Raw genomic sequence first — 23,959 nt, 5'->3', positions numbered from 1 at the left:
CCGCATCGATCGCGCAAATGCCCGTTGTGCCCGTTGTGCCCGTGGCCCCGGTCGCCGCAGCCGAAGGCCTGCGCGGGCTGATCGCCGACTGGTCCTCCGACCGCGAAGCCTTCCACGTCTCGTGGGGCAAGGCGATGATGTGGATCTTCCTCTTGAGCGACACCTTCATCTTCAGCTGCTTCCTCGTCGGCTACATGACGGTGCGCGTCTCGACCGTCGTGCCCTGGCCCAATCCGAGCGAGGTGTTCGCGCTGCACGTCGCCGGTGCCGACGTCCCGCTGCTCCTGATCGCGATCATGACCTTCGTGCTCATCAGCAGCAGCGGCACGATGGCGATGGCCGTCAATTGCGCCTACCGCGGCGACAAGGTGAACGCCGCCACGCTGATGCTGGTGACCGCCACCTGCGGCGAGATCTTCGTCGGCATGCAGGCCTTCGAATGGTCGAAGCTGATCATGGAAGAGGGCGTGCGGCCCTGGGGCAACCCGATGGGGGCGGCGCAGTTCGGCTCGGCCTTCTTCATGATCACCGGCTTCCACGGACTGCACGTGTCGGGCGGCGTGGTGTTCCTGTTCATCATCGCCTTCAAGCTGCTGCGCGGCGATTACGACCGCGGCGGCAACTACCAGATCGTCGAGATCGTCGGCCTGTACTGGCACTTCGTGGATCTGGTGTGGGTGTTTATTTTTGCGCTCTTCTATCTCTGGTGAGGACTTCGACCATGAACCCCGGCACCGGCCAGCAACATCCGATCAGCCTCTACCTCAAGATCTGGGGGCTCCTGTTCGTGCTCAGCACGATGTCCTACCTGGTGGACTACCTCCATGTGCAGGGCTATCTGCGCTGGGGCCTGATCCTCACCTTCATGCTGCTGAAGGCAGGCCTGATCGTCGCGGTCTTCATGCACATGGCCTGGGAACGGCTGTCGCTGGTCTATGCCATCCTGCTGCCGCCGCTGGCCCTGCTGGTGCTGGTCGGCCTGATGGCGGCGGAGGCCGGCCACACCTTGCTGGCACGGCTGCTCTTCTTCAATTGACGGCTTGCGCTCAGCGCCGCACCACGTAGCGCGTCACCACCGGCACCGTTTCGCCCTGGTGGAAGGCCAGGCGCCGCTCGCGCAGCGCCATGTCGGCCGCGGTCGCGCGGTGGAAGCGGCGCAGATGCTCGGTCCACGATTCGTCGACGATCTCCTCGACGTAGCGGCCCGGCTCGGCGATGTCGTGCAAGAGCTCCCAGCCGATCGCGCCCTGGCCGAGGCGCGCGCGGCGCGTCTGCTGCATCACGATGTGGAAGGCGGCGGCGCGCGCGGGGTCGATCATGTATTCGACGGTGATCACCACCCGCCCTTCCTCGCCCGGCGCCTCCGCCGGCGGGCCCGCGGCCCAGCCCTTGCGCGCGGGGCTGGTGTCGTCTTCCTCGCCGACGCCGTCGGTCACGTAGCGCAGCGCGACCAGCATGCACGTCGTGCCGCTCACGGCCGCGATCCCGAGGCTGATGTAGAGCGAGGAGAGCTCGGCCACCTGGCCCCAGAGCGCGGCACCGAAGGCGCTCGCGCCCATGATGGCCATCTGGTACATCGACATGCCGCGCGCGCGCACCCAGTCGGGCAGCGCGAGCTGGGCCGAGACCGAGAGCGAATTGGCGACCGTGATCCAGGCCATGCCGCCGAGGAACATCGCGGGCACGGCGACCCAGGCGTTGGGCGCCACCGCCATCACGGCCGTGGCGCCGGACTGCAGCATGGCGCCGCGGATCACCAGCTGGTCGCGCGCGAGCGCCTGGCGCAGCCGCGGCAGGAACAGCACCGCTACGATCGCGCCCGAGCCCATGGCCGCCAGCAGCAGCGTGAAGGTGCCGGCCCCGCCGCCTTGCAGGTTGCGCGCCAGAAGCGGCAGCAGCGCGAGCAGCGCGGTCGAGTGCAGGAAGAAGATCGAGATGCGCGTGAGCACCGCGCGCATGCGCTGCGACTGACGCACGAACTGCACGCCCACGCGCATCGCGCTGATCAACCGTTCGCGGCCCAGCGGATTGGGCTTGTGCTCGCGCCGCCAGCGCAGCACGATGAAGCCCGAGGCCACGCACAGCACCGCGTTGAGCCCGAACACCCAGACCGTGCCCGCGCTCGCGATCAGCGTGCCGGCCAGCAGCGGCCCGACGATGCGCGATGCGTTCATCGCCAGCCCGTTGAGCCCGAGCGCGGCCGGCAGGTGGGTGCGCGGCACCAGCTCGGGCACGATGGCCGAGAACACCGGCCAGCGCAGCGCCAGGCCGATGCCGTTGGCGAAGGTCAGAGCTAGCAGCAGCGGCGCGCTCATGAGGTCCAGCACCACGGCGCCGCACAGCACGATGGCGGCGCCGGCGAGCCAGAACTGGGTCGCGACCAGCCAGCGCCGCCGGTCCAGGATGTCGGCCAGCGCGCCGCTCGGCAGCCCGAGCAGGAACACCGGCAGCGTGGAGGCGGATTGCACCAGCGCAACCCAGATCGGCGAAGTGGTCAGCGAGGTCATCATCCAGGCCGCCGCCACGTCGTTCATCCACATGCAGATGTTGGCGACCAGCCAGGTGCTCCACAGCATGCGGAACACCGGCTGCTTGATGAGCGGTTCGAAGGGGCCGATGCGCGGCGGCTGCGCGCGCGTCGGGGCGACGGGGGTTTCCTCGGTCGAGATCGGTGGCATGAGCCGCTATTGTCCCGCGCCCGGCTTCCCGGACTTCGCCGGCTTCTTCGCCAGGTGGCCCAGCGGCAGCGCGCGGCTGGCCTTGACCTCGCCGAGAGAGAAGCTGGTGTGCAGGTCTTTCACGTTGGGCAGGTGCATCAGGCTGTTGAGCGCGAAGCGCGAGAAGCCATCCAGGTCCTCGGCCACCACCTGCAGCTCGAACATGCCGGTGCCGCTGATGTAGTGGCAGGCCACCACCTCGGGCAGCTTGCGGATCGCCTCCTCGATCTTGCGCGTGACCTCGCCGGTGGCGCGGTCGGTGTCCAGGCGCACGAAGGCGAGCACGCCCAGGCCGATCTTGTGGCGATCGATCTCGGCGTGGTAGCCGCGGATGTAGCCGGCCGTTTCCAGCGCGCGCACGCGGCGCCAGCAGGGTGCCGCCGAGAGCCCCACGCGCTGCGCCAGTTCGGCGTTGGTGAGCCGGGCGTCGGCCTGCAGTTCTTGCAGGATCGCGAGGTCGAACTTGTCAATACTTTCCATGAAGGCCTAGTTTAAGCAAGATCCTTCCAAAAAGCCTGCTTGAACGGGCAAAGAACGCAAACACCTATCAAGGCGGCAGGCATACACTTTGCGAGCATGATGGCTGCGGGGAGTGTTCTACCCGGACGCCTCGCCCCACCCAACCGCCACGCCCACAAGGCACAGCCAACGGAGACAACGAAGATGAACGCACCGCTGCCGGAGCACATCCGCAAGGCCCTAGAAACGGTCACGCTCGACGATAAATATTCACTCGACTACGGCCGCGCCTTCATGTCCGGCGTGCAGGCCCTGGTCAAGCTGCCGATGCTGCAGCGCCTGCGCGACAAGCAGGCCGGCAAGAACACGGCCGGCTTCATCAGCGGCTACCGCGGCTCGCCGCTCGGCGGCTACGACCAGGCGCTCTGGAAGGCCAGCAAGTACCTGAAGGAACAGCACATCGTGTTCCAGCCGGGCGTAAACGAAGAGCTTGCGGCCACCGCGCTCTGGGGCACCCAGCAGCTCGGCTTCTCGCCCGCTGGCACCAACAAGTACGACGGCGTGTTCGGCATCTGGTACGGCAAGGGCCCGGGCGTGGACCGCTGCTCCGACGTCTTCAAGCACGCCAACATGGCCGGCACCACGCCCTGGGGCGGCGTGATCGCGGTGGCCGGCGACGACCACATCTCCAAGAGCTCGACCGCGGCGCACCAGAGCGACCACATCTTCAAGGCCTGCGGCACGCCGGTGTTCTTCCCGACCAACGTGCAGGAGATTCTGGACCTCGGCATCCATGCCTTTGCGATGAGCCGCTTCGCCGGCATTTGGTCGGGCATGAAGACGATCCAGGAGATCGTCGAGTCGAGCGCCACCGCGATGATCGACCCGGAGCGCGTCGAGATCGTGATGCCCACCGACTTTCAGATGCCGCCCGGCGGCCTGCACATCCGCTGGCCCGACCATGCGCTGGAGCAGGAAGCGCGGCTCATGCACTACAAGTGGTATGCCGCGCTGGCCTACATCCGCGCCAACCGGCTCAACCACAACGTGATCGAAGGCCCGAACGACCGCTTCGGCATCATGGCCAGCGGCAAGGCCTTCAACGACACGCGCCAGGCGCTCGTCGACCTGGGCCTGGACGACGCGGCCTGCCGCCAGCTCGGCATCCGGCTGCACAAGGTGGCGGTGGTGTGGCCGCTGGAGGCGCAGCTCACGCGCGCCTTCGCGACCGGCCTGCAGGAAATCCTGGTGGTCGAGGAGAAGCGCCAGGTCATCGAATACCAGCTCAAGGAAGAGCTCTACAACTGGCGCGCCGACGTCCGGCCCAACGTGGTCGGCAAGTTCGACGAGGGCGAGGTGTACGAGGCCGAGGGCTACTCCGGCGGCGAATGGTCGATGCCCAATCCGACTTCGCACACGCTCTTGCGCTCCAACGCCGACCTGAACCCGGCACTGATCGCCAAGGCGATCGCCCAGCGCCTGAAGAAGAGCGGCCTCCTGGCTGCCGCCGGCGCCGACATGGCCGCGCGCATCGATGCGCAACTGGCCATCCTGGAGGCCAAGGAGCGCGCCATGGCCGCGCCACAGGCCACCGGCGTCTCGGACGCGGGCCGCCAGCCCTGGTTCTGCTCGGGTTGCCCGCACAACACCAGCACCGTGGTGCCCGAGGGCTCCCGCGCGATGGGCGGCATCGGCTGCCACTTCATGGCGACCTGGATGGACCGTTCCACCATCGGCTTCACGCAGATGGGCGGCGAGGGCGTGCCATGGGTCGGCCAGCAGCCCTTCACCACCGACCAGCACATCTTCGCCAACCTGGGCGACGGCACCTACTTCCACAGCGGCCTGCTCGCCATCCGCCAGAGCATCGCGGCCGGCGTCAACATCACCTACAAGATCCTCTACAACGACGCGGTCGCCATGACCGGCGGCCAGCAGGTCGGCGAGCGGCCCGAGGGCCATTCGGTGCTGCAGATCGCCGAGAGCCTGCATGCCGAAGGCGCGGTCAAGGTGGTCGTGGTCACCGACGAGCCGGAGAAGTACGAAGGCGTGAACGTGCCCGGCCAGGACGTGAAGGTGCGGCATCGCGACGAGCTGGACGAAATCCAGCGCGAGTTCCGGGAGATCAAGGGCACCACGGCCATCATCTACGACCAGACCTGCGCCACCGAGAAGCGCCGCCGCCGCAAGCGCGGCACGGCCGTCGATCCGGCCAAGCGCGTGGTCATCAACGAGCTGGTCTGCGAAGGCTGCGGCGACTGCAGCGTGCAGAGCAACTGCCTGTCGGTGGAGCCGCTGGAGACCGAGTTCGGCCGCAAGCGCACCATCAACCAGAGCACCTGCAACAAGGACATGAGCTGCCTGAAGGGCTTCTGCCCGAGCTTCGTCACCGTCGAAGGCGGCCAGCTCAAGAAGAAGGCGAAGGACAAGTCCGCCACGCCCGCCGAGCTGGGCGCGCTGGCCGAGCCTGCATTGCCTTCGCTCGCCGGCGGCAAGGTCTGGGGCGTGGTGGTGGCGGGCGTCGGCGGCACCGGCGTCATCACCATCGGCCAGCTGCTGGGCATGGCGGCCCACATCGAGGGCAAGGGCATCGTCACGCAGGACGCGGCCGGCCTGGCGCAGAAGGGCGGCGCCACCTGGAGCCACGTGCTGATCGGCGACACGCAGGACGACATCCGCACCACGCGCGTGGGCACCGCGGCGGCCGACCTGGTGCTGGCCTGCGACCCGCTGGTCAGCGTCAATGCCGAAACCATGGCGCGCATGCGCGAAGGGCGCACCCATGTCGCGCTCAACAGCCACAGCACGCCGACGGCCGCCTTCGTGCGCAACGCCAACTGGCAGAACCCGCAGGAAGCCTGCGCCGCCGAGATCGCGCGCGCGGTGGGAGCCGAAGGCGTCGGCGCCTTCGACGCGGATGCGGCCGCGACTTCGCTGATGGGCGACACCATCTACGTCAACCCGATGATCCTGGGCTATGCCTGGCAGAAGGGCTGGATCCCGCTCGAGCATGCCTCGCTGATGCGCGCGATCGAGCTCAACGCGGTGGCGATCGAGAACAACAAGGCCGCCTTCGAATGGGGCCGCCAGGCCGCGCAGCGCCCCGAGGCGGTGCAGAAGCGCGTCTCGCCCGGCCAGGTCATCGAGTTCAAGAAGCGCGACACGGTCGAAAGCCTGGTCGAGCGCCGCGCCGAGTTCCTCACCGGTTACCAGAACTCGGCCTATGCCGGGCAATACAAGGCCTTCGTCGCCAAAGTGCAGCAGGCAGAGTCGGCGCTGGGCAAGACCAGCCTGACCGAAGCGGTGGCACGCTACCTGTTCAAGCTCATGGCCTACAAGGACGAGTACGAAGTGGCGCGCCTGCACACCGACCGCAGCTTCCTCGACCGCGTCGAGGGCATGTTCGAGGGCGACTTCAAGCTCAACTACCACCTGGCCCCGCCGATCATCGCCAAGCGCAACGCCAAGGGCGAACTGCAGAAGCAGAAGTTCGGCCCCGCGATGCTGACCGGCTTCCGGCTGCTCGCCAAGCTCAAGGGTCTGCGCGGCACGGCGCTCGACGTCTTCGGCCGTACCGAAGAGCGCAAGACCGAGCGCGCGCTGATCGCCGAATACCGCGCCAGCATCGACGAAGTGCTGGCCGGGCTGAACGCCGACAACCACGCGCTTGCCCTGGAGATCGCCAGCCTGCCCGAGCAGATCCGCGGCTACGGCCACGTCAAGGAGCGCAACCTGGCCGCGGCGCGCACGCGCTGGGCGGAGCTCGTGGCCAAGTGGCGCGACCCGCGGTCGCAGCGCGCCGCGGCCTGAGGCCGGCGCCGGCAGGTCGCCGGGCCTTGCCCTGAAAGCCCCGAACGCCCCGCCGGGTTAGCCCCGGCGGGGTGAACGCCGCCGAATACAATGTTCGATGCTGTGCGCGGCCAGGCCCCGCGCTGCGCGGCTGCGTCATGCGGCCGCGGAAGCGTGAACCCCGGCTGGGGTTCGCGCTCTTATCACTTCCCTCTGCTGGAGACTTCCTTGTTCATTTCCTCTGCTTTCGCCCAGACCGCGCCTGCTGCTGCTGCCGGCGGCGGCGACATGATGTCCTCGCTCGGCAGCATGCTGCCCCTGGTGCTGATGTTCGTGGTGCTGTATTTCGTGATGATCCGCCCGCAGATGAAGCGCCAGAAGGAAGCCCGCACCATGATTGACGCCCTGGCCAAGGGCGACGAGGTGGCGACCGCCGGCGGCCTGCTCGGCAAGATCACCCAGCTCGGCGACCAGTACCTGACGGTCGAGATCGCCAAGGGCGTCGAAGTGCAGCTGCAGCGCTCGGCGGTCGTGCAAGTGCTGCCCAAAGGCGCCATCAAGTAACCCATCCCCGTTCGCCCTGAGCTTGTCGAAGGGCCGGAGCAAGGCTTCGACAAGCTCAGCCCGAACGGTTCGGCTCAATTTCCAAGCGCGATCATGAACCGTTACCCGGTCTGGAAGTACGCGATCATCGTGATCGTGCTGCTCGTGGGGCTGATCTACGCCCTGCCCAATTTCTTCGGCGAGGCGCCTGCGGTGCAGGTGTCCGCGGGCAAGTCGACCGTCAAGGTCGATGCCGGCACCCAGGCCCGCGTGGCCGAGGCACTGAAGGCTGCCGGCCTCACGCCCGACCTATTGACGCTGGACGCCACCTCGGTGCGCGCGCGCTTCGCCAGCACCGACGACCAGCTGAAGGCGCGCGACGTGCTGCAGCGCGCGCTGGTGCCGGATCCGAGCGACCCGCCCTACATCGTGGCGCTCAACCTGGTGTCGCGCTCGCCGGCCTGGCTCGCCGCGCTGCATGCCTATCCGATGTACCTGGGCCTGGACCTGCGCGGCGGCGTCGACTTCCTGCTGCAGGTCGACATGAAGGGCGCCATCGACAAGCGGGCCGAGTCCTTCGCCAATGACCTGCGCTCCGGCCTGCGCGACAAGAACGTCCGCGGCACCTCGGTCAACCGCAACGGCCAGACCATCGAGGTGCGCTTCCGCGATGCCGCCGGGCTGGAAGCGGCCAAGGCGCTGATCCAGGACCAGTTCGCCGACCTCGCGACGACCGACAGCCAGGAAGGCAGCGAGTGGAAGCTCGTCGCCACCATCAAGCCCGAGGCCGCGCGCCGGCTGCAGGACGCGGCGCTCAAGCAGAACATCACGACCCTGCACAACCGGATCAACGAGCTCGGCGTGGCCGAGCCGGTGATCCAGCAGCAGGGCCTGGACCGCATCGTGGTGCAGCTGCCGGGCGTGCAGGACACGGCCAAGGCCAAGGACATCCTGGGCCGCACCGCCACGCTCGAGATGCGGCTGGTGGACGAGTCCGCCGAAGGCCGCGCGGCCGAAACCGGCAGCGGCCCGGTGCCCTTCGGCTCCGAGAAATTCCTCGACCGCGAAGGCCGCCCCATCATCGTCAAGAAGCAGGTGCTGGTGACCGGCGAGAACCTTACCGATGCGCAACCCGGCTTCGATTCGCAGACCCAACAGCCCAAGGTCGACCTGACCATGGACGCCAAGGGCGGCCGAATCATGCGCGACGTGAGCCGCGAGAACTTCCGCAAGCGCATGGCGATGCTGATCTTCGAAAAGGGCAAGGGCGAAGTCCTGACCGCACCGTCGATCAACGGCGAGCTCGGCAACCGCTTCCAGATCTCGGGTTCGATGACCGTGGTCGAGGCCAACGACCTCGCGCTGCTGCTGCGTGCCGGCTCGCTGGCCGCGCCGATGGAAATCATCCAGGAACGCACCATCGGCCCGAGCCTGGGCGCCGACAACATCCAGAAGGGCTTCGACAGCGTGATGTACGGCTTCGCCGCGATCATGGTGTTCATGTGCCTCTACTACGCGCTGTTCGGCGTGTTCTCGTCGATCGCGCTGGCGGTCAACCTGCTGCTCCTGGTGGCGGTGCTGTCGATGCTGCAGGCCACGCTCACGCTGCCCGGCATCGCGGCCATGGCGCTCGCGATCGGCGTGGCCATCGACTCCAACGTGCTGATCAACGAGCGCGTGCGCGAGGAGCTGCGCGGCGGCGCCTCGCCGCAGGCGGCCATCCATGCGGGCTACGACCGCGCCTGGGGCACGATTCTCGATTCCAACGTGACCACCCTGATCGCGGGCATCGCGCTGCTGGCCTTCGGCTCGGGCCCGGTGCGCGGCTTCGCCGTGGTGCACTGCATCGGCATCGTCACTTCCATGTTCTCGGCGGTGTTCTTCTCGCGCGGCCTGGTGAACTTCTGGTACGGCAGCAAGAAGAAGCTCAAGAGCCTGTCGATCGGTACGGTCTGGAAGCCGGACGCCAGCAAGGCCACGGCCGACGCCAAGTAAGGGAACAGAAAAATGGAGTTCTTCCGAATCCACCGGACCATCCCGTTCATGCGCCATGCGCTGGTGCTGAACGCGATCTCCGTCATCACCTTCCTGCTGGCGGTGTTTTTCCTGTTCCATCGCGGGCTGCACTTGTCGGTCGAGTTCACCGGCGGCACCGTGATGGAGATCGCCTACCAGCAGTCGGTCGACGTCGGCAAGGTGCGCGAAACCATCGGCAAGCTCGGCTACCCCGACGTGCAGGTGCAGAACTTCGGCACCTCGCGCGACGTGCAGATCCGCCTGCCGGTGCAGAAAGGCCAGACCTCGGCCCAGCAGAGCGAGCAGGTGATGGCCGCGCTCAAGGCCGTCGACCCATCGGCCACCCTGCGTGGCAACGAATTCGTCGGCCCGCAGGTGGGCGAGGAACTCACCACCAACGGCCTCAAGGCGCTGGGCATGGTGGTGGTCGGCATCATGATCTACCTGGCCTTCCGCTTCGAATGGAAGTTCGCGCTCGCCACCGTGCTGGCCAACCTGCACGACGTGGTGATCATCCTGGGCTTCTTCGCCTTCTTCCAGTGGGAGTTCTCGCTGGCGGTGCTGGCGGCGGTGCTGGCGGTGCTGGGATATTCGGTCAACGAGTCGGTGGTCATCTTCGACCGGGTGCGCGAGAACTTCCGGCGCTACCGCAAGATGACGACGCGCGAGGTCATCGACAACGCGATCACCTCGACCATCAGCCGCACCATCATCACGCACGGTTGCACCCAGCTGGTGGTGCTTTCGATGTTCTTCTTCGGCGGCCCGACGCTGCACTACTTCGCGCTGGCGCTGACCATCGGCATCCTGTTCGGCATCTACTCGTCGGCTTTCGTGGCGGCGGCGATCGCGATGTGGCTGGGCGTCAAGCGGGAGGACCTGGTCAAGGGGCCGATCAAGCGCGAGGGCGATCCGGACGATCCGAACGCCGGCGCCACCGTGTGAACGGCGCGCCGCCGGCCCCGACTTTCGTATGTTGGGGTTGCTGCCGAGCAGGGCCTGCTCTTGTGCGGTTACGCTTCCCGAGGCAAGCTCGCGCCTGAAACGTTTTTAATTAGCCGTCGCTACTGTCCATGATCTCGCGGTCTCCAGCTTCCTCCCAGCAACTCGCTCGCGAGACGCGCGAACGCTTCGTCGCCGCCACCGAAGGTGCGATCCCGCCGGTCGCCCACGCGATCCGCGAGCGGCTGGCCGCCCTCGCCGGAATGACCGGCAACGTGCGCCAGATGCAGGAGTACCGCGACGACTACATCGCTTTCCAGGCCCAGGGGTCGAGCTGGGTGCCGCTGTCGCAGACTGCATGGCGCAAGGCGCTGATCGGCAGTACCGGCAGCGGGCCTTCGGTCAACTCGCTGTCGCGCCTCGAACTGATTGGCGACGAGGTGGTGGAGACCGGCATCCTGTACTCCCGCCTGGCCCAGGCGATCCAGGACAAGGCCAGCTTCGAGCTCAACGACCTGCGGCTGCGCATCCAGCATCTCGAAGGCACGGCCGAGCTTAACGCCAAGGACATCCTCAAGCCCGAGGCGCTGGCCAAGGTGCTGGTCGACCAGTGGCTGGCCGCCGGCCTGAGCCGCAGCCTCTGGACCAAGGTGCAGGACGTGGTGCAGCACCAGTTGGTCGACGTGATCGTCAAGGCCTACAAGGAATCCAATGCCTTCCTGATCGAGAAGGGCGTGATGCCCGAGATCGATCTCAAGAGCTTCGTCAAGCGCACGGGCAGCGTCAATTCCGGGACGGCGACGCTCGGGACCAGTTTTGCCCATGCCGGCAGCGCGCCGATGGGCATGGGCGGCCCGCCGGTCGCCTTCGGGGCGCCCCCGGGCAGCTTCGCGCCGGCGGCGATCGGCGTCGGCCGCGGGCCGGGCACTGCCGGCGGCGACACGCTGGTCGCGACCGGCGGTTCGCCGCTGGTCCTTGCACGCCAGCGGGCGCAGGGCGTGCTGCTCAATCTCAAGCGCTTCGTGACCGCGCGCATCGGCGGCGATCTCTCCCAGCAGCGCGCAGCGGCGGCGGGCAGCATGGCTGCAGGCGGCGGTCACGGCGGTCACGGCGGTCACGGCGGTCACGGCGGTCACGGGGGTGGCGGGGGTGGCGGTGTGGGCCTCGGCGCACCGGCCTTCGCCGCCGCGATCGCCGATGCGGAAGCGGCCTACCAGATGATGTCCTCGCAGTACGTGGTCGGCGACGAAGCCACGGCGATTCACCAGACCGCGGCCGAAATGCGCCGGCGCACCAGCGAACTCAAGAAAAAGGCGCCGACCACCGCCGACAAGGCCACGGTCGAGATCGTGGCGCTGATGTTCCAGGCCATCCTCGCCGAGGAGCGCATCCCGTTCTCGGCGCGCGTGTGGTTCGCGCGGCTGCAGATGCCGGTGCTGCGCGTCGCGATCGCCGAGCCGGAATTCTTCGGCACGCTGCAGCACCCCGCGCGCATGCTGATCGACCGCATGGGTTCCTGCGTGATGGGCTTCGACGCCGCCGCCATTTCGGGCAGCGCACTGGAGGGCGAGATCCGCCGCGTGGTCCAGGTGATCGAGCAGTACCCCGAAACCGGCCAGCGCGTGTTCAAGCTGGTGTTCGACGAATTCGTTGCCTTCCTCAACAAGTACCTGACGCAGAGTGACGCCACCCAGCGCCTGATGAGCGTGGCGCAGCAGGTCGAGCAGAAGGAGACGATGGCGATCCAGTACACCATCGAGTTGCGCAAGATGCTCAACGACATGCCGGTGCGCGAGGAGATCCGCGAGTTCCTGTTCAAGGTCTGGGCCGAGGTGCTCGCGATCGCGGCGCTGCGCCACGGCGCCCAGGACGAGCAGACGGTGACGCTCAAGCGCGCCGCTTCCGACCTGGTGTGGGCCGCGAGCGCCAAGCCCAATCGCAACGACCGCGCCCGCGTGATCCAGGACCTGCCCCAGCTGCTGCAGCGCCTGCGCCAGGGCATGAGCCTGCTGGGCATCGTCGGCGATCCGCAGGAGGCGCACATCAAGACCATCGGCGCCACCTTGTCCGATGCCTTCCTGTCGAAGACCGAGGCCATTCCGCCGGCCAAGATCGAGGCCATGGCCAAGCGCCTGGCCAACCTCGAGGATTTCGTTTCCGACGACGACGGCGCGACCGACCTGCCGCTGGACGCCGCCAGCATCGAGCTGCTGCTCGGGGTCGATGCGGCTTCGCTCGAGATCGTGCCCGACACCGGCACCAAGGTCGGCGAGGACATGCTCGCGTGGGCGCGCGAACTCCAGGTCGGTACCTGGTTCATGCTCGACCACAACGACCGCGTGAGCCAGGTTCAATTCGTCTGGCGCAGCGAGCGCAAGCAATTGCACCTGTTCGCGTCGAGCGACGGGCGCAGCTTCCTGGTCCAGGTCGGGCGCTTGGCGTCCTATCTGCAGGCGGGTCTTCTGGTGCCGGCCGAGGAGGAAACGCTCACGGTGCGGGCCACGCGCGAGGCGCTGGCCAAGCTGGATGCCAATCCGGAGCGGCTGCTGAACTAGCCGGCTTCAGTGCGCGACGCGGCCTGTCGTGTCGTCGCAAAGTTCGTCGAGCACCAGCGCATCAGGCTCGACGCCGGTGCTCCAGTGCACCATCAGCACGATGATCTTGAGCTCGTCAAGCGCCAGCGGGTCGCCCGATGTGGCCATGGCGCGATCGATCACGATCTCGCGCATGCCGGGGGGCAGCACGCTCGCGGACTCGAGGAAGCTGATGAAGCCCAGGCATTCGGCGCCCAGGTGTTCCTGCTCGGCGGTCGAATAGACGCGCATCGAACCCGGCGATTCGGGCAAGGCGGCATCGTTCGGGCTGCGCGCGCTCACCGTGGCGCTGGTCCCGTCGGCGTGCCGGGTCAGTTGCACGCCCTGGGTGGCGAGGCTCAGGCCGTCGAGCCAGCGCAGTGCGTCGCGGATCTCTTCCGCATCGAAGCCCTGCGCGCTGAGCTTGCGGCCCAGTTGCTCGGGCTCGGGACACGCATCGCCGCGCCAGTAGTTTTCGTAGACATACACGAGCACTTCGAACATGGGGCCAATATAGCCCACTCGGCGCGCCTGGCCCGCTGCGTTGTTCGAACGCGACGCCGTCAGCCCTGCGCAACGCGCTGGAACAGGCCGCCGGGCAGGCGGGCGACGCTGACGGCGAGTTCGAGCTCGAGCAGTTGCGCCTGCAGCTCGGCGGCGCTGAAGCTGGTGCGTGCGCACAGCGCATCGAGGCTCACCGGGTCGTAGCCAATGTCGTGCAAGAGCCCGTGTTCCGCGTCGGCATCGGCGTCCTGCGCCGTCGGATTCGCAGCAGCAGAAGCCGTGGCGCCGTCCAGGCGCAGCTCTTCGAGCACGTCGCCCACCGTCTCGACCAGCTTCGCACCTTGGCGGATCAAGGCATGGCGCGCTGCCGTGTTGCCGATGCCCGGCGTCAGCGTGAGCCGCAGAGCCAGCCCGCGCGTTCTTCACGTTCCACGCGAGGGCGAGAGAGGTGTCAGGGGTTGATCAGCAGATCGCCGATGCGCGGGGCGTCGTTGATTTCGAGCACCAGCGCGTACGAAACCCGCTCGAAGGGACGGAACACCATCAGGAGGCCGATGCGCTCGTTGGGCAGCTTCAGCGTTTCCTTGGCCGCTCCGGTCTTGTCGATGATGGTTTCGCCGTTCTTGAGGATGGCCAGCACGTGGCCGTTCTCGATGCCGTCGAGGGTGCCCTTGTTGATCGCGACCACCTGGTTCTGGGCCGCGAACTGCACCGCGTTGCCGTAGACCGAGACGATGCGGCCTTCCTCGATGGGCTGCTGGGGCGCGCGCGGCGCGTAGCTCAGCAGCTGGCGGGGCGGTTCGGGCAGCAGGCGGTCGCCGGCGCGCATTTCCTCGCGCGCCGCGACGATGTCGACGGTCGCGGGCACCACGCTCTTGAGCTCCTTGCCTTCCACCATCTCGGTGACGCTCGACTCGCCGCGCTGCAGCTGGGCCTTGCCGAGGTACTGCGCCTCGTAGCCGAGGATCTCGCCGGTGCCGGGGTCCTTCAGCGGCGTTGCGTTGCGGAAGATGCGGAAGGTCTTGATCGGGCCGGCGGTTTCCACCAGCGGCGAGTTGACCTCGCCCCGCGCATAGGCGCGGTCGCCGCGCGCGAGCAGCACGCGGCTGTCGTTGCCCGCCACGATGCGCGGCGCCGTGAGCAGGGTCTCCTGGTCGACCACGATCGGCTCGCTCAGGAAGGGTTCGATCAGGCTGGGGTTGAGCGTCGGCAGCGCCATGCCCGACAGCGATTCGAAACGTGTGCGGGGCGTCAGCTTGATGGTGCCTCCATCGGCCACGCTCGAGCCGCCGCGGCGGGTGCTCAGGCGGGCGCGGCCGCCGGTCTTGTCGAGATAGAGCACCTGGCCTGGATAGATGAGGTGCGGATTGCGGATCTCGCCCATGTTCATGCCCCAGAGCTCGGGCCAGCGCCAGGGGCTGCGCAGGTAAAGGCGGGAAACGGCCCACAGCGTGTCGCGGGGCTTGATCGTGTATTCGTCGGGCGCGTTCGGCGCCAGCTCGCTGAGCGGCACGCCGGTCTGCGCCGTCTGCTGGGCCGTGGCGCGCTGCTGCGGCGTGACGGGGTAGTTCTGCGCGAGGGCCGTCGTGCCGCTGCCCACCATGGCGATCATCGCCAGCGTGGCGAAGATGTTCGGACGCAGGCAGTCGTTGATTCGGAGTTGTTTCATGGTTTGATGGTGTGCACGCACTACGCCCAGGGGGACGTACGAATCCTCACAATTTGCAACGAATTTTGCGCTGAAGCCCTTGAAGGGGCAACGTTTATCAGGTCGCAGCGCGTCGTACCGTCGCGGAAATGGCGAAAATAACGACAATTTTTCCTCGCATTCATGGCCAAAAGAACCATCCTGAGCTATCCCGACAAGCGCCTGCACACGGTCGCCAAGCCGGTGCAGGGCGTCGACGCGCGCATCAAGACGCTGGTCGCCGACATGATCGAAACCATGTACGAGGCGAACGGCATCGGCCTGGCCGCCACGCAGGTCGACGTGCACGAACGGCTGGTCGTGATCGACATCTCCGAGGAGCGCAACGAGCCGCTGGTGCTGATCAATCCCGAGATCGTCTGGGCGAGTGAGGAAAAAGTACTCAACGAGGAGGGGTGCCTCTCGGTGCCCGGCATCTACGACGGCGTCGAGCGTGCAACCGCGGTGCGCGTGACCGCCCTCGACGCCAACGGCGAGCCCCAGACCGTCGAGGCCGAGGGCCTGCTGGCGGTCTGCATCCAGCACGAGCTCGACCACCTGCTCGGCAAGGTGTTCGTCGAGTACCTCTCCCCCCTCAAGCGCAACCGCATCAAGAGCAAGCTGCTCAAGCAGCAGCGCGAAGACCAGAAGCTCGAACAACGGGAAGGACGACGGTGAGCGCCGTCGCCCGCGCCTGGCCCGCCGCGTTGCTTGCCGCGGCGCTGGGGCTGGCGGGCTGTGCGGGCGAGCCCACGCGGATCGCGCCGGGCACCTCCAAGGCCGCCGCGCTGCAACAGCTCGGCGCGCCCACCGCCGCGTACCCGCTGCCGGGGGGCGGCGAGCGGCTCCAGTATTCCCGTGCGCCGGCCGGCTTCGAGGTGAACAACGTCGATCTCGACGCCGGCGGCCGCGTGGTCTCGATCCGGCAGGAACTCGACGATCGCCTGTTCGACCGCACCATTCAACCCGGCGTCGGCGTCTGGCGCGAGGCCGACGTGCTGCGCATCTACGGCCGCCCGTTCGAGATCACGCGCGTGAGCTCCTTCGACGGCGTGATCTGGAGCTGGCGCTACAAGATGATGAACGCGCCCCGCCTGCTCTACATCTATGTCGACCCTGCCGGTGTGGTGCAGCGCTACCACACGGGCGACGACCTGATGCGCGATCTCTTCGAACGGATGTGAGGGTCGCATGAGGGTTGCGTTTGCGGGCACGCCCGAGTTCGCCCGCGTCGCGCTGGAGGCGATCGCCGCCGCGGGCTTCAAGATCGTGCTGGTGCTGACCCAGCCCGACCGCCCCGCCGGCCGGGGCATGAAGCTGCAGGCCTCGCCGGTCAAGCAGTTCGCCACAGCGCACGGCTGGCCGGTGGCGCAGCCGCGCAGCCTGCGCCTGGACGGCAAGTACCCCGAGGATGCCGCCGCGGCACGCGCCGCCATCCTCGGGGCCAAGCCCGACGTGATGGTGGTCGCCGCGTATGGCCTGATCCTGCCGCAGTGGGTGCTCGATGCGCCGCGGCTCGGCTGCCTCAACATCCATGCGAGCCTCTTGCCGCGCTGGCGCGGCGCGGCGCCGATCCATCGGGCGATCGAGGCCGGCGATGTCGAGACCGGCGTCACCATCATGCAGATGGATGCCGGGCTCGACACCGGCGACATGCTGCTCGCCGAATCGCTCGCGATCGGCGAGGACAGCACCGCGCAACTGCACGACCGGCTCGCCGCGCTCGGCGGGCGGCTGATCGCCGACGCCTTGAAGCAGGCTGATGCCGGCACGCTGCACCCCGAGCCGCAGCCGGCCGAAGGCGTGACCTATGCGCACAAGGTCGAGAAGCACGAGGCGCAGGTGGACTGGACGCAGGATGCCGCCACCATCGTGCGCCGCATCCGCGCCTTCGATCCCTTTCCCGGCGCGAGCAGCGCGCTCGACGGCGAAACCATCAAGCACTGGGCGGCGCGGGTTCAGCCCGGGACGCCTGCGGACGCAGCGGGCACGGTGCTGGCAGCCGGCGCGCCGGGCATCGCCGTCGCCGCCAGGGATGGCGTCGTCGTGATCACCGAGCTGCAGCGGCCCGGCGGCAAGCGCCTGGCCGCGGCCGATTTCCTGCGCGGCTTCGACATCAAGCCGGGGCAGGTCTTCGGCTGATGTTTTTTTCTCCTTCCATCCGCCGCCAGCCGGAGTTCCGCCAAGGCGCGACCGAAATGTCCTCGGTCGCCGTCGGCATCGGCGCCTGGGGCCTGATGACCGGTGTGGCCATGGTCAAGTCGGGCATGAGTGTCTTCGAGTCGGTCGCGATGACCTTGCTGGTCTATGCCGGCAGCTCGCAGCTGGCCGCCATTCCGCTGCTGATCGCGGGCGCGCCGGCCTGGGTGGTGCTGGCCACGGGCTTCTGCGTCAACCTGCGCTTCGTGGTCTTCAGCCTGCACTTGCGGCCCTACCTCATGCACATGCCGCGCTGGCGCCGCCTGACGCACGGCTACCTCACGGCCGACATGAGCTACGCGATGTTCACCGGCCGCTACCCCGAGCCGCCCGCGAGCGAGCCCGAGAAGCGGGCGCAGGAGGCCTACCTGACCGGCAATTACTTCGTGACCTGGTCCTCATGGATGGGCATGAGCCTGCTCGGCATCGTGCTGGCCAACCTGATTCCGCAGAGCTGGGGGCTGGGCTTCGCCGGCGTTCTGAGCCTGGTGGCCATCGTCTGCTCGATGGCGACGACGCGCCTGCGCATCCTGGCCGCGCTGGTCGCCGGCGCCACGGCGGTGGCGGCCTACGCGCTGCCGCTCAAGCTCAACATCGTGGCCGGCATCGGCGTCGCGGTGCTGCTGTGTTTCTGGCTCGAGAAGCAGTTCGGGCTGGACCCCGACGCGGAGGACGACAAGTGAGCATCGGCAACGGCGGCGCCACCGACTTCTGGACCCTGGCGGTGATCGTCGGCCTGGCCGGCGTTACGGTGCTGACGCGCTGCTTCTTCTTCATCCTCGACCGGCCCTGGGGCTTGCCGGACTGGGCGCACCGCGCGCTGCACTATGCGCCGGCGGCCGCGCTCGCCGCCGTGATCGTGCCCGAGATCGTGATGTCGCAGGGGCACCTGATCTCGACCTGGAAGGACGCGCGGCTCTATGCCGCAGCGGCCGGCGCCGCTTATTACTTCTGGCGCCGCGGCGTGTTGGGCACGATGCTGGCAGGCATGGTGGTCTACCTGCCGCTTCACTTGGGGCTCGGCTGGTAGCTAGTCGAGTTGTACGCCGGCCGACTTGATGACCTTGCCCCAGCGCTCGCTCTCGGCGCGCGACAGCTTGTAGAAGTCCTGCGGCGTGCCGGGCAGCGCCTCGAAGCCGAAGTCCGCGAACAGCTTGACCACCTTCGGCGCCTTCATCGCCTTGTGCAGCTCGCCGTTGATCCGGTTCACCGCTTCCTGCGGCATGCCGGCCGGGCCGATCAGGCCGTGGAAGGCATAGGCATTGACGTCCTTGAAGCCGACTTCCGAGAAGGTCGGCACATCCGGCAATGCGCTCGCGCGCTGCGGCAGTGCGATCGCGAGCACCCGCACCTTGCCCGACCGGATGATCGGCAGGCCCGAGGCGAGGTCCAGCATCATGGTCGGCACCTGGCCGCCCATGATGTCGGTCATGGCCGGCGCGGCGCCCTTGTAGGGCACGTGGACGATGCCGAGGCCGGCCTTCTGCTTGAAGAGCTCCATCGCCATGTGGTGCGGCGTGCCGTTGCCGGGCGAGGCATAGCTCACCTTGTCGGGATTGGCCTTCACGTAGCTCACGAACTCGGCGACCGTCTTGGCCGGAAAGTCCGGATGCACCACCAGCGCGACCGGGAAGCGGCCGATCGTGCCGATGTAAGTGAAGTCGCTCGCCGGCTTGTAGGGCAGCTTGGCGAACATGTGCTCGTTGAACAGCAGCGCCGCGTTCTCGGCCTGCATGATCGTGTAGCCGTCGGGCTTGGCCTGCATCAGCACCGACACGCCGATGTTGGTGGAGGCGCCCGGGCGGTTGTCGATGACGATGGGCTGGCCGAGCGAAGGCTGCATCGCGTCGGCCAATGCCCGCGCGAGGTTGTCGGTGCCGCCGCCCGCGGGGTACGGCACGATCCAGCGCAGCGGCTGGCTGGGGTAGGCGCTCTGGGCCGGCGCATGGCTGGTTGCGGCCAGCGCGAGGCCGGCGGCGGCCAGCAGTTGCAGGAATCGTTTCATCGCTTTTGTCTCCGGGTTAGAAAAGAAATCAGCCGCGCAAGGCTTGCCATAGCTCGCGGTCGCGCTCTGCCGTCCACACGACCGGGTGCTCGATGCCGCGCAGCTCGTCATAGGCGCGCGACACGTCGAAGGGCAGCACGTGCTGGAACACGGGCCAGTCGCCGAAGCGCGGCCTCATCGCTTCTTCGGCGCGCTCGAAGCAGCCGCGCAGGCTCTCGCCCGCGTCGATGCCCGAGCGCACGCTCGCGAGCAACGTCGACAAGAAGGCCTTGGTGAGAGCGATCGCCTCGGCGCAGGCGGCGGCGCCCTGCAGCACCGCGCCGCGCCCCGGCACCAGCACCCGGGGCTCGAGCGCGGCCACGGCGTCCAGCGTGCCGGCCCAGTCCTGGATATAGGCGTCGCCGGCGTACACGCCGCAGCGGTTTTCCACCACGTCGCCCGAGAACAGCACGCCGCAGTCGGGCAGCCAGGCGACGGTGTCGCCGCCCGAGTGGCCGCGGCCCAGGCACATGAGCCGCACCTCGCGCGCGCCCAGCCACAGGCTCATCTCGCCTTCGAAACTCATGCTCGGCACGGTGAGGCCGGGGATCTCTTCCACGCCGGCGAAGAGACGCGGGAAGCGCTCCACCTCGGAGTCGAAGTCGGCCTGGCCGCGCTCGCGCACCCAGTCGAGCGTGCCCCGGCTGGCGATGATGGCCTGCACCTCGTCGAAGGCGCTGGCACCCATCACCCGCACCGCGTGGTAGTGCGTGAGCACGATGAACTTGATCGGCTTGCCGGTCACGCTGCGGATGTCGGCCAGGAAGTCGCGCGCCATGCGCGGCGTCGGGCGCGTGTCGATCAGCACCACGTGCTCGTCGCCGACGATGAAGCCGCAGTTGGGGTCGAAGTCGCTGATGTAGCCGTAGACGTTGGGCGCGAGCTCGCGCACTTGCGGCTTCTGTTCGCGCGTGTCGGAGGCGGAGGCGAAGGAAACGGTGCTGTTCATGCGCGCGCCGCCTGGATGCATTCCAGCAGCACGGCCTGGTCGCCGCACTGGTTGGCAAGAAGCAGCACCAGGCGGGCGTTGAGGTCCGCGCTCTGGGCCTCGGTCAGGCCCTCGTGGGCGGCGAGCCACTCGGCGTAGAAACCGTCGGGGTCTGGGATGTGAGGGTCGGTGATCATGCGTCTTGCGCCAGTGCGGCGTGGACGGCGGCTTCGATCGCCGCCGGTGTGGGATGGGTGAGCAAGGCGGCGCGGTAGGCGTCGGGCCGCACGAGGCAGAAGCCGCCGGGCGATTCGATGCCGAGATGGCGGGCCAGCGTCTCGTCGGGCTGCAGCGTGGGCAGGCCGCTCTCGCCGCCCACGGCGACGAGCTGCAGCGGCAGCGACGCCACGATCCCGGCTGCAGCCTCGGCCTGCGCGCGCGTCGGTGCGAACCAGATCCCGAGGCACTTCGTTCCCTCTGCCAACAACTGCATCGGCGAGGTCGGCCGGCCATCGCTCCAGCGAAGCGGCAGGTTCTGCACGCTGCGGCCGCCTTCAGGCAGATGCGGCGCTGCCGGATAGTCGTTGGCCACCGACATTCGGCCCGTGTTGACGAGCGCGCGCGCAAAGGGGTAGCGCGCGGCCAGCGCCACCACCGCGCGCCGCATCGTGTGCTCGGCCGGCGAGCGCGGGGCGAGGAAGCGGGCGGTGCGGCTCGTGACCTGGAGGTTCTGCGCGGCCGCGGGGCGGCGCTCGGCGTCGTAGGTATCGAGCAGCGCATCGCCGGCCTGCCCATTCATGACCAGCGCCAGCTTCCAGCCGAGATTGGCCGCGTCCTGGATGCCGCTGTTGCCGCCGCGCGCGCCGAAGGGGCTCACGACGTGGGCCGAGTCGCCGATGAAGAACACGCGGCCGTGGCGGAAGCGGTCTAGCAGATGGTCGCGGTAGCCGTAAGGGCCGATCCAGACGAATTCGAACTCCACGCCCGGCCCGAGCTGCTCGCGCAGCCGCGCGCCGGCCACCTCGGGCTTGCTGATGTGGGCGGTGTCGCAGTCCTCGGGCATCTGGTAGTCGATGCGCCAGGCGCCGTCGGCCATCAGGTGCTGCCAGACCGCGCGGCCCTCGTTGAAGGGCGCGTCGACCCAGGTCCAGCGCTCGACAGGCAGCGGCTTCTTGAAGCGCACGTCGCTGATGCACCAGCGGTCGGTGCTGCGCGAGCTGTGGGCGTCGAGCCCGAGCTGGGTGCGGACGGCGCTGTTGGCGCCGGTCGCGTCGATCAGCAAGCCGGCTTCGATCGCGTAGGGGCCGGCGGGCGTCTCGACCTCGACGCGAACACCGTCGTCAGCGGGCACGATGCGCGTCACGCGGTTCTTCCATCGTAGGTCCGTGAAGCCGAGTTCGAGGATGCGGTCGACCAGGAACCACTCGAGGTAGAACTGCTGCAGGTTGATGAAGGGCGGCTGTGCGGAGACGCTGTCGGTCTTCAGGTTGAAGTTGTAGACCTCCTCCTCGCCCGAGAAGGTGCGGCCAAAGGACCAGGTGACGCCCTTGTCGGCGATGCACCGGTAGATGCCGAGCCGCTCGAAGATCTCCAGGCTCTTCTGCGCGTAGCAGATGCCGCGCGAGGAGGCGCCGCGCACGCCTACCGTGTCGTCCTCGTCCAGCAGCACGGCGCGCACGCCGCGCTGCGCGAGGTCGCAGGCCAGCGTGAGGCCGGCCGGACCGGCGCCGGCGATGACGATCGGATGGCGCACAACCTGGCCGCTGTCCAGTTCGGGCGGCGGCTGGAAGGGCCAGCGCGGCAGCTCGTAGTCGGGCGCGAAGTGGAAGCTTTCCATCGCGGCGCTCACAGCGCGTGGGCCCACTCGGCGATGGCATCGGCCGCGCGCGGCACCAGCTCGGGCTGGCCCGCCAGGTAGTGGTTGCCGCCGACGATGTCGACGTTGCGGATGCGCGCGCCGCCGGCCTGGAGCCAGGCATCGCGCGTGCTCGGGAAGGTGGACTGGTCGGCCGTGTAGGTCAGCAGCAGCTTGGGGCAGGTGGTGCGCGCCAGGTTCGAGGGCCCATCGGCCTGCGAGCGCGAGGACCACTGCGAGAGAAAGGCGGCCAGCGAAGTGGTGCGGCCCATCGCGTTGGCCGAGTAGTTCACCTGCCGCGCATCGCCCCAGACGCTGCCGGGTGCGCGGTCGTTGCGGTCGATCGAAAGGTCCACGCAGCGCGGATCGGCGTGCGTGCGATAGACGATGAAGGCCTGGTCGCGCGGCGCACCCGGCGTGCTGCGCAGCAGGCGCAGGCGCCCCATGGCCCAGTTCTCGAGCCGGTCGAGCCGGGCCTTCTGGGCGGCACTGAAGCGCGCGAGGAATTGGGTGCTGTAGGGCAAGCCGTGGCGCGCGTCGTACATGTCGAGCTCCGGGTCCACCGACAGCGGATCGTGCTCATCGGTGACGGAGGGGTCGATCCAGTCGCGCATCAGCTTCGAGCGGCCCTGGTGCGCCGCGCACAGGGCGATGCCATCCGCCGGCGGCAGGTCGTCGGGATGCAGATGGGTCGGGTCGCCGTCCGGGAAGTGATGTGCCGTGAGCTTCTCGGCCTGCGCCTGGTAGAAGCTCGCAAGCGCGGCGCCGCCCGAGTTGCCGATGAGCAGCACCTTCTCGTAGCCCGCGGCGCGCAGGAATTGCACGCCGGCGCCCAGGTCCTGGATCGCGCGCTCCATCAGCAGCACCGTGTCGTTGCCCATGTAGCGCGAGTTGAGGCCCATGCAGCAGATGCCGCGCTCGGCCAGCGGCGCGATCAGGTAGTGCCCCATGAAGTTGCTCGTGGGGTGCATCACGATGGCCGCGATCTTCTTCGGGCCGGCCGGCGCGCGGTACGCGCCGTAGATGCGCGGGCGCAGCATCTGGAGGCCCGACTGGCTCTCCATCGCGGCGCCGGGCTTGACGTCGATGACGGCGAGTTGGAGCTCAGGCATGCGCCGCCTTTCTCCGCAGCTCGGCCTTGCGCTCGGTCCAGGCATCGAGGTCGGCATGGGCGCGCTTCGCATGCGCGTCCATCTCGGCCTGCGGCACGGTGGGCGTGGTCAGTTCGACGCGGATGCCGTTGGGGTCGAAGAAGTAGATCGACTCGATGATGTGGTGGTCGGTCACGCCCAGCACCTCGACGCCGGCCGCCTCGAGCCGTGCCTTGGCGGCCAGCAGGTCGGCCACCGAATCGACGCGCAGTGCGATGTGGTTGACCCAGGCCGGCGTGTTGGGCGAAGGCAGCGCGGCCACGTCGTCGCCGAGGTCGAAGAAGGCGATGTAGGAGCCGTCGCGCATCTGGAAAAAGATGTGGACGTAGGGGCAGAACTCGCCGGTGCTCGGCACATGGTCGCTCTTGATCACGTGGACCAGCGGCAGGCCCAGCAGGTCCTCGTAGAAGCGGCGCGTCTCCTCGCTGTCGCGGCAGCGCCAGGCGAAGTGGTGCAGTCCGCGCACGGGCACGGGCGAGGGGGTCATGGCTTGTCTCCGGTGAAGGCTCGGAAACGAATTGGGCCGCCGTTCTTCTTATGATTCAATCGAAA

23 protein-coding genes are annotated in these 23,959 nt (G+C 68.2%); 12 read left to right on the top strand and 11 right to left on the bottom strand.

What is annotated here, in order from left to right; translation table 11 throughout:
• The first annotated feature begins 17 nt into the window (after window positions 1-17).
• Window positions 18-710, top strand: a complete 693-nt coding sequence (locus ACSQ9I_RS29020) for a heme-copper oxidase subunit III family protein (RefSeq protein ID WP_436315850.1) — start codon at window positions 18-20, stop codon at window positions 708-710.
• 11 nt (window positions 711-721) lie between these two features.
• Window positions 722-1,036, top strand: coding sequence for a cytochrome C oxidase subunit IV family protein (locus ACSQ9I_RS29015; protein ID WP_093108644.1), 315 nt, complete (start codon window positions 722-724; stop codon window positions 1,034-1,036).
• Between the two features lie 10 nt (window positions 1,037-1,046).
• Here the strand turns inward: ACSQ9I_RS29015 and ACSQ9I_RS29010 are convergent, their stop codons facing one another.
• The gene (locus tag ACSQ9I_RS29010) at window positions 1,047-2,678 is read right to left on the bottom strand and encodes an MFS transporter (protein ID WP_436315445.1); all 1,632 of its coding nucleotides are present in this window, start codon (window positions 2,676-2,678) and stop codon (window positions 1,047-1,049) included.
• Window positions 2,679-2,684: 6 nt separating this feature from the next.
• Window positions 2,685-3,197, bottom strand: coding sequence for an Lrp/AsnC family transcriptional regulator (locus ACSQ9I_RS29005; protein WP_093108646.1), 513 nt, complete (start codon window positions 3,195-3,197; stop codon window positions 2,685-2,687).
• Between the two features lie 183 nt (window positions 3,198-3,380).
• On the opposite strand from ACSQ9I_RS29005, the gene ACSQ9I_RS29000 reads away from it, so the two are divergent.
• The 5 genes from ACSQ9I_RS29000 to ACSQ9I_RS28980 all read left to right on the top strand — a co-directional run bounded on the left by ACSQ9I_RS29000 (window position 3,381) and on the right by ACSQ9I_RS28980 (window position 13,021).
• The gene (locus ACSQ9I_RS29000; RefSeq protein WP_436315444.1) at window positions 3,381-6,986 is read left to right on the top strand and encodes an indolepyruvate ferredoxin oxidoreductase family protein; all 3,606 of its coding nucleotides are present in this window, start codon (window positions 3,381-3,383) and stop codon (window positions 6,984-6,986) included.
• Window positions 6,987-7,193: 207 nt separating this feature from the next.
• Window positions 7,194-7,529: a preprotein translocase subunit YajC gene (gene yajC, locus ACSQ9I_RS28995; protein ID WP_436305959.1), complete on the top strand. Its 336-nt coding sequence runs from the start codon at window positions 7,194-7,196 to the stop codon at window positions 7,527-7,529.
• Window positions 7,530-7,622: 93 nt separating this feature from the next.
• The gene (gene secD / locus ACSQ9I_RS28990) at window positions 7,623-9,503 is read left to right on the top strand and encodes a protein translocase subunit SecD (RefSeq protein WP_436315443.1); all 1,881 of its coding nucleotides are present in this window, start codon (window positions 7,623-7,625) and stop codon (window positions 9,501-9,503) included.
• A gap of 12 nt (window positions 9,504-9,515) precedes the next feature.
• Window positions 9,516-10,469, top strand: a complete 954-nt coding sequence (secF, locus tag ACSQ9I_RS28985) for a protein translocase subunit SecF (protein ID WP_436315442.1) — start codon at window positions 9,516-9,518, stop codon at window positions 10,467-10,469.
• Window positions 10,470-10,597: 128 nt separating this feature from the next.
• Window positions 10,598-13,021, top strand: coding sequence for a DUF1631 family protein (locus ACSQ9I_RS28980; RefSeq protein WP_436315441.1), 2,424 nt, complete (start codon window positions 10,598-10,600; stop codon window positions 13,019-13,021).
• 6 nt (window positions 13,022-13,027) lie between these two features.
• On the opposite strand, the gene ACSQ9I_RS28975 is transcribed toward ACSQ9I_RS28980, so the two are convergent.
• The 3 genes from ACSQ9I_RS28975 to ACSQ9I_RS28965 all read right to left on the bottom strand — a co-directional run bounded on the left by ACSQ9I_RS28975 (window position 13,028) and on the right by ACSQ9I_RS28965 (window position 15,212).
• On the bottom strand, window positions 13,028-13,543 hold the full coding sequence (locus tag ACSQ9I_RS28975) for a DUF494 family protein (RefSeq protein WP_093108652.1): 516 nt from the start codon (window positions 13,541-13,543) through the stop codon (window positions 13,028-13,030).
• A gap of 59 nt (window positions 13,544-13,602) precedes the next feature.
• Window positions 13,603-13,896, bottom strand: a complete 294-nt coding sequence (locus ACSQ9I_RS28970) for a hypothetical protein (RefSeq protein WP_436315440.1) — start codon at window positions 13,894-13,896, stop codon at window positions 13,603-13,605.
• A gap of 98 nt (window positions 13,897-13,994) precedes the next feature.
• On the bottom strand, window positions 13,995-15,212 hold the full coding sequence (locus ACSQ9I_RS28965) for a LysM peptidoglycan-binding domain-containing protein (RefSeq protein WP_436315439.1): 1,218 nt from the start codon (window positions 15,210-15,212) through the stop codon (window positions 13,995-13,997).
• Between the two features lie 162 nt (window positions 15,213-15,374).
• On the opposite strand from ACSQ9I_RS28965, the gene def reads away from it, so the two are divergent.
• Genes def through ACSQ9I_RS28940 form a run of 5 tightly spaced genes read left to right on the top strand, consistent with a single transcriptional unit; the run spans window position 15,375 to window position 18,459 of the window.
• On the top strand, window positions 15,375-15,908 hold the full coding sequence (def, locus tag ACSQ9I_RS28960; RefSeq protein ID WP_436315438.1) for a peptide deformylase: 534 nt from the start codon (window positions 15,375-15,377) through the stop codon (window positions 15,906-15,908).
• A complete protein-coding gene (locus ACSQ9I_RS28955; protein WP_436315437.1) occupies window positions 15,905-16,414 on the top strand; it encodes a hypothetical protein in 510 nt (169 codons plus the stop codon). The genes def and ACSQ9I_RS28955 overlap by 4 nt, the downstream gene beginning before the upstream one ends.
• Window positions 16,415-16,421: 7 nt before the next feature.
• Complete coding sequence (gene fmt / locus ACSQ9I_RS28950) at window positions 16,422-17,372, top strand: methionyl-tRNA formyltransferase (RefSeq protein ID WP_436315436.1); 951 nt, start codon at window positions 16,422-16,424, stop codon at window positions 17,370-17,372.
• The gene (locus ACSQ9I_RS28945) at window positions 17,372-18,112 is read left to right on the top strand and encodes an AzlC family ABC transporter permease (protein ID WP_436315435.1); all 741 of its coding nucleotides are present in this window, start codon (window positions 17,372-17,374) and stop codon (window positions 18,110-18,112) included. Before fmt ends, ACSQ9I_RS28945 begins: the two co-directional genes overlap by 1 nt.
• Window positions 18,109-18,459, top strand: a complete 351-nt coding sequence (locus ACSQ9I_RS28940; RefSeq protein ID WP_436305951.1) for an AzlD domain-containing protein — start codon at window positions 18,109-18,111, stop codon at window positions 18,457-18,459. The genes ACSQ9I_RS28945 and ACSQ9I_RS28940 overlap by 4 nt, the downstream gene beginning before the upstream one ends.
• On the opposite strand, the gene ACSQ9I_RS28935 is transcribed toward ACSQ9I_RS28940, so the two are convergent.
• The 6 genes from ACSQ9I_RS28935 to ACSQ9I_RS28910 are packed head-to-tail and all read right to left on the bottom strand — an operon-like array spanning window position 18,460 to window position 23,894.
• The gene (locus ACSQ9I_RS28935; RefSeq protein WP_436315434.1) at window positions 18,460-19,434 is read right to left on the bottom strand and encodes a Bug family tripartite tricarboxylate transporter substrate binding protein; all 975 of its coding nucleotides are present in this window, start codon (window positions 19,432-19,434) and stop codon (window positions 18,460-18,462) included.
• A gap of 28 nt (window positions 19,435-19,462) precedes the next feature.
• On the bottom strand, window positions 19,463-20,422 hold the full coding sequence (locus ACSQ9I_RS28930) for an MBL fold metallo-hydrolase (RefSeq protein WP_436315433.1): 960 nt from the start codon (window positions 20,420-20,422) through the stop codon (window positions 19,463-19,465).
• Entirely contained in the window at window positions 20,419-20,598 is a 180-nt protein-coding gene (locus tag ACSQ9I_RS28925; RefSeq protein WP_436315431.1) for a DUF2783 domain-containing protein, read from the bottom strand. The genes ACSQ9I_RS28930 and ACSQ9I_RS28925 overlap by 4 nt, the downstream gene beginning before the upstream one ends.
• Window positions 20,595-22,238 (bottom strand): FAD-dependent monooxygenase, encoded by a 1,644-nt coding sequence (locus ACSQ9I_RS28920; RefSeq protein ID WP_436315430.1) that lies wholly within the window; start codon window positions 22,236-22,238, stop codon window positions 20,595-20,597. Before ACSQ9I_RS28920 ends, ACSQ9I_RS28925 begins: the two co-directional genes overlap by 4 nt.
• 8 nt (window positions 22,239-22,246) lie before the next feature.
• Window positions 22,247-23,368: an alpha/beta hydrolase family protein gene (locus tag ACSQ9I_RS28915; protein ID WP_436315428.1), complete on the bottom strand. Its 1,122-nt coding sequence runs from the start codon at window positions 23,366-23,368 to the stop codon at window positions 22,247-22,249.
• Window positions 23,361-23,894, bottom strand: a complete 534-nt coding sequence (locus tag ACSQ9I_RS28910) for a VOC family protein (RefSeq protein ID WP_436315427.1) — start codon at window positions 23,892-23,894, stop codon at window positions 23,361-23,363. Before ACSQ9I_RS28910 ends, ACSQ9I_RS28915 begins: the two co-directional genes overlap by 8 nt.
• Window positions 23,895-23,959 lie beyond the last annotated feature (65 nt).

The organism is Variovorax sp. LjRoot84 (genome assembly GCF_964254305.1).
Taxonomy (GTDB): domain Bacteria; phylum Pseudomonadota; class Gammaproteobacteria; order Burkholderiales; family Burkholderiaceae_C; genus Variovorax.
Note: the sequence above shows the minus strand (reverse complement) of the source record. Positions and strands in the feature narration are given on the sequence as shown.

What these genes read in the sequence shown, in the direction of transcription:
- ACSQ9I_RS29020 (WP_436315850.1), top strand. Translation starts at nt 18, where the DNA reads ATGCCCGTTGTGCCCGTTGTGCCCGTGGCCCCGGTCGCCGCAGCCGAA.
- ACSQ9I_RS29015 (WP_093108644.1), top strand. Translation starts at nt 722, where the DNA reads ATGAACCCCGGCACCGGCCAGCAACATCCGATCAGCCTCTACCTCAAG.
- ACSQ9I_RS29010 (WP_436315445.1), bottom strand. Translation starts at nt 2,678, where the DNA reads ATGCCACCGATCTCGACCGAGGAAACCCCCGTCGCCCCGACGCGCGCG.
- ACSQ9I_RS29005 (WP_093108646.1), bottom strand. Translation starts at nt 3,197, where the DNA reads ATGGAAAGTATTGACAAGTTCGACCTCGCGATCCTGCAAGAACTGCAG.
- ACSQ9I_RS29000 (WP_436315444.1), top strand. Translation starts at nt 3,381, where the DNA reads ATGAACGCACCGCTGCCGGAGCACATCCGCAAGGCCCTAGAAACGGTC.
- secD (WP_436315443.1), top strand. Translation starts at nt 7,623, where the DNA reads ATGAACCGTTACCCGGTCTGGAAGTACGCGATCATCGTGATCGTGCTG.
- secF (WP_436315442.1), top strand. Translation starts at nt 9,516, where the DNA reads ATGGAGTTCTTCCGAATCCACCGGACCATCCCGTTCATGCGCCATGCG.
- ACSQ9I_RS28980 (WP_436315441.1), top strand. Translation starts at nt 10,598, where the DNA reads ATGATCTCGCGGTCTCCAGCTTCCTCCCAGCAACTCGCTCGCGAGACG.
- ACSQ9I_RS28975 (WP_093108652.1), bottom strand. Translation starts at nt 13,543, where the DNA reads ATGTTCGAAGTGCTCGTGTATGTCTACGAAAACTACTGGCGCGGCGAT.
- ACSQ9I_RS28965 (WP_436315439.1), bottom strand. Translation starts at nt 15,212, where the DNA reads ATGAAACAACTCCGAATCAACGACTGCCTGCGTCCGAACATCTTCGCC.
- def (WP_436315438.1), top strand. Translation starts at nt 15,375, where the DNA reads ATGGCCAAAAGAACCATCCTGAGCTATCCCGACAAGCGCCTGCACACG.
- fmt (WP_436315436.1), top strand. Translation starts at nt 16,422, where the DNA reads ATGAGGGTTGCGTTTGCGGGCACGCCCGAGTTCGCCCGCGTCGCGCTG.
- ACSQ9I_RS28945 (WP_436315435.1), top strand. Translation starts at nt 17,372, where the DNA reads ATGTTTTTTTCTCCTTCCATCCGCCGCCAGCCGGAGTTCCGCCAAGGC.
- ACSQ9I_RS28935 (WP_436315434.1), bottom strand. Translation starts at nt 19,434, where the DNA reads ATGAAACGATTCCTGCAACTGCTGGCCGCCGCCGGCCTCGCGCTGGCC.
- ACSQ9I_RS28930 (WP_436315433.1), bottom strand. Translation starts at nt 20,422, where the DNA reads ATGAACAGCACCGTTTCCTTCGCCTCCGCCTCCGACACGCGCGAACAG.
- ACSQ9I_RS28925 (WP_436315431.1), bottom strand. Translation starts at nt 20,598, where the DNA reads ATGATCACCGACCCTCACATCCCAGACCCCGACGGTTTCTACGCCGAG.
- ACSQ9I_RS28920 (WP_436315430.1), bottom strand. Translation starts at nt 22,238, where the DNA reads ATGGAAAGCTTCCACTTCGCGCCCGACTACGAGCTGCCGCGCTGGCCC.
- ACSQ9I_RS28915 (WP_436315428.1), bottom strand. Translation starts at nt 23,368, where the DNA reads ATGCCTGAGCTCCAACTCGCCGTCATCGACGTCAAGCCCGGCGCCGCG.
- ACSQ9I_RS28910 (WP_436315427.1), bottom strand. Translation starts at nt 23,894, where the DNA reads ATGACCCCCTCGCCCGTGCCCGTGCGCGGACTGCACCACTTCGCCTGG.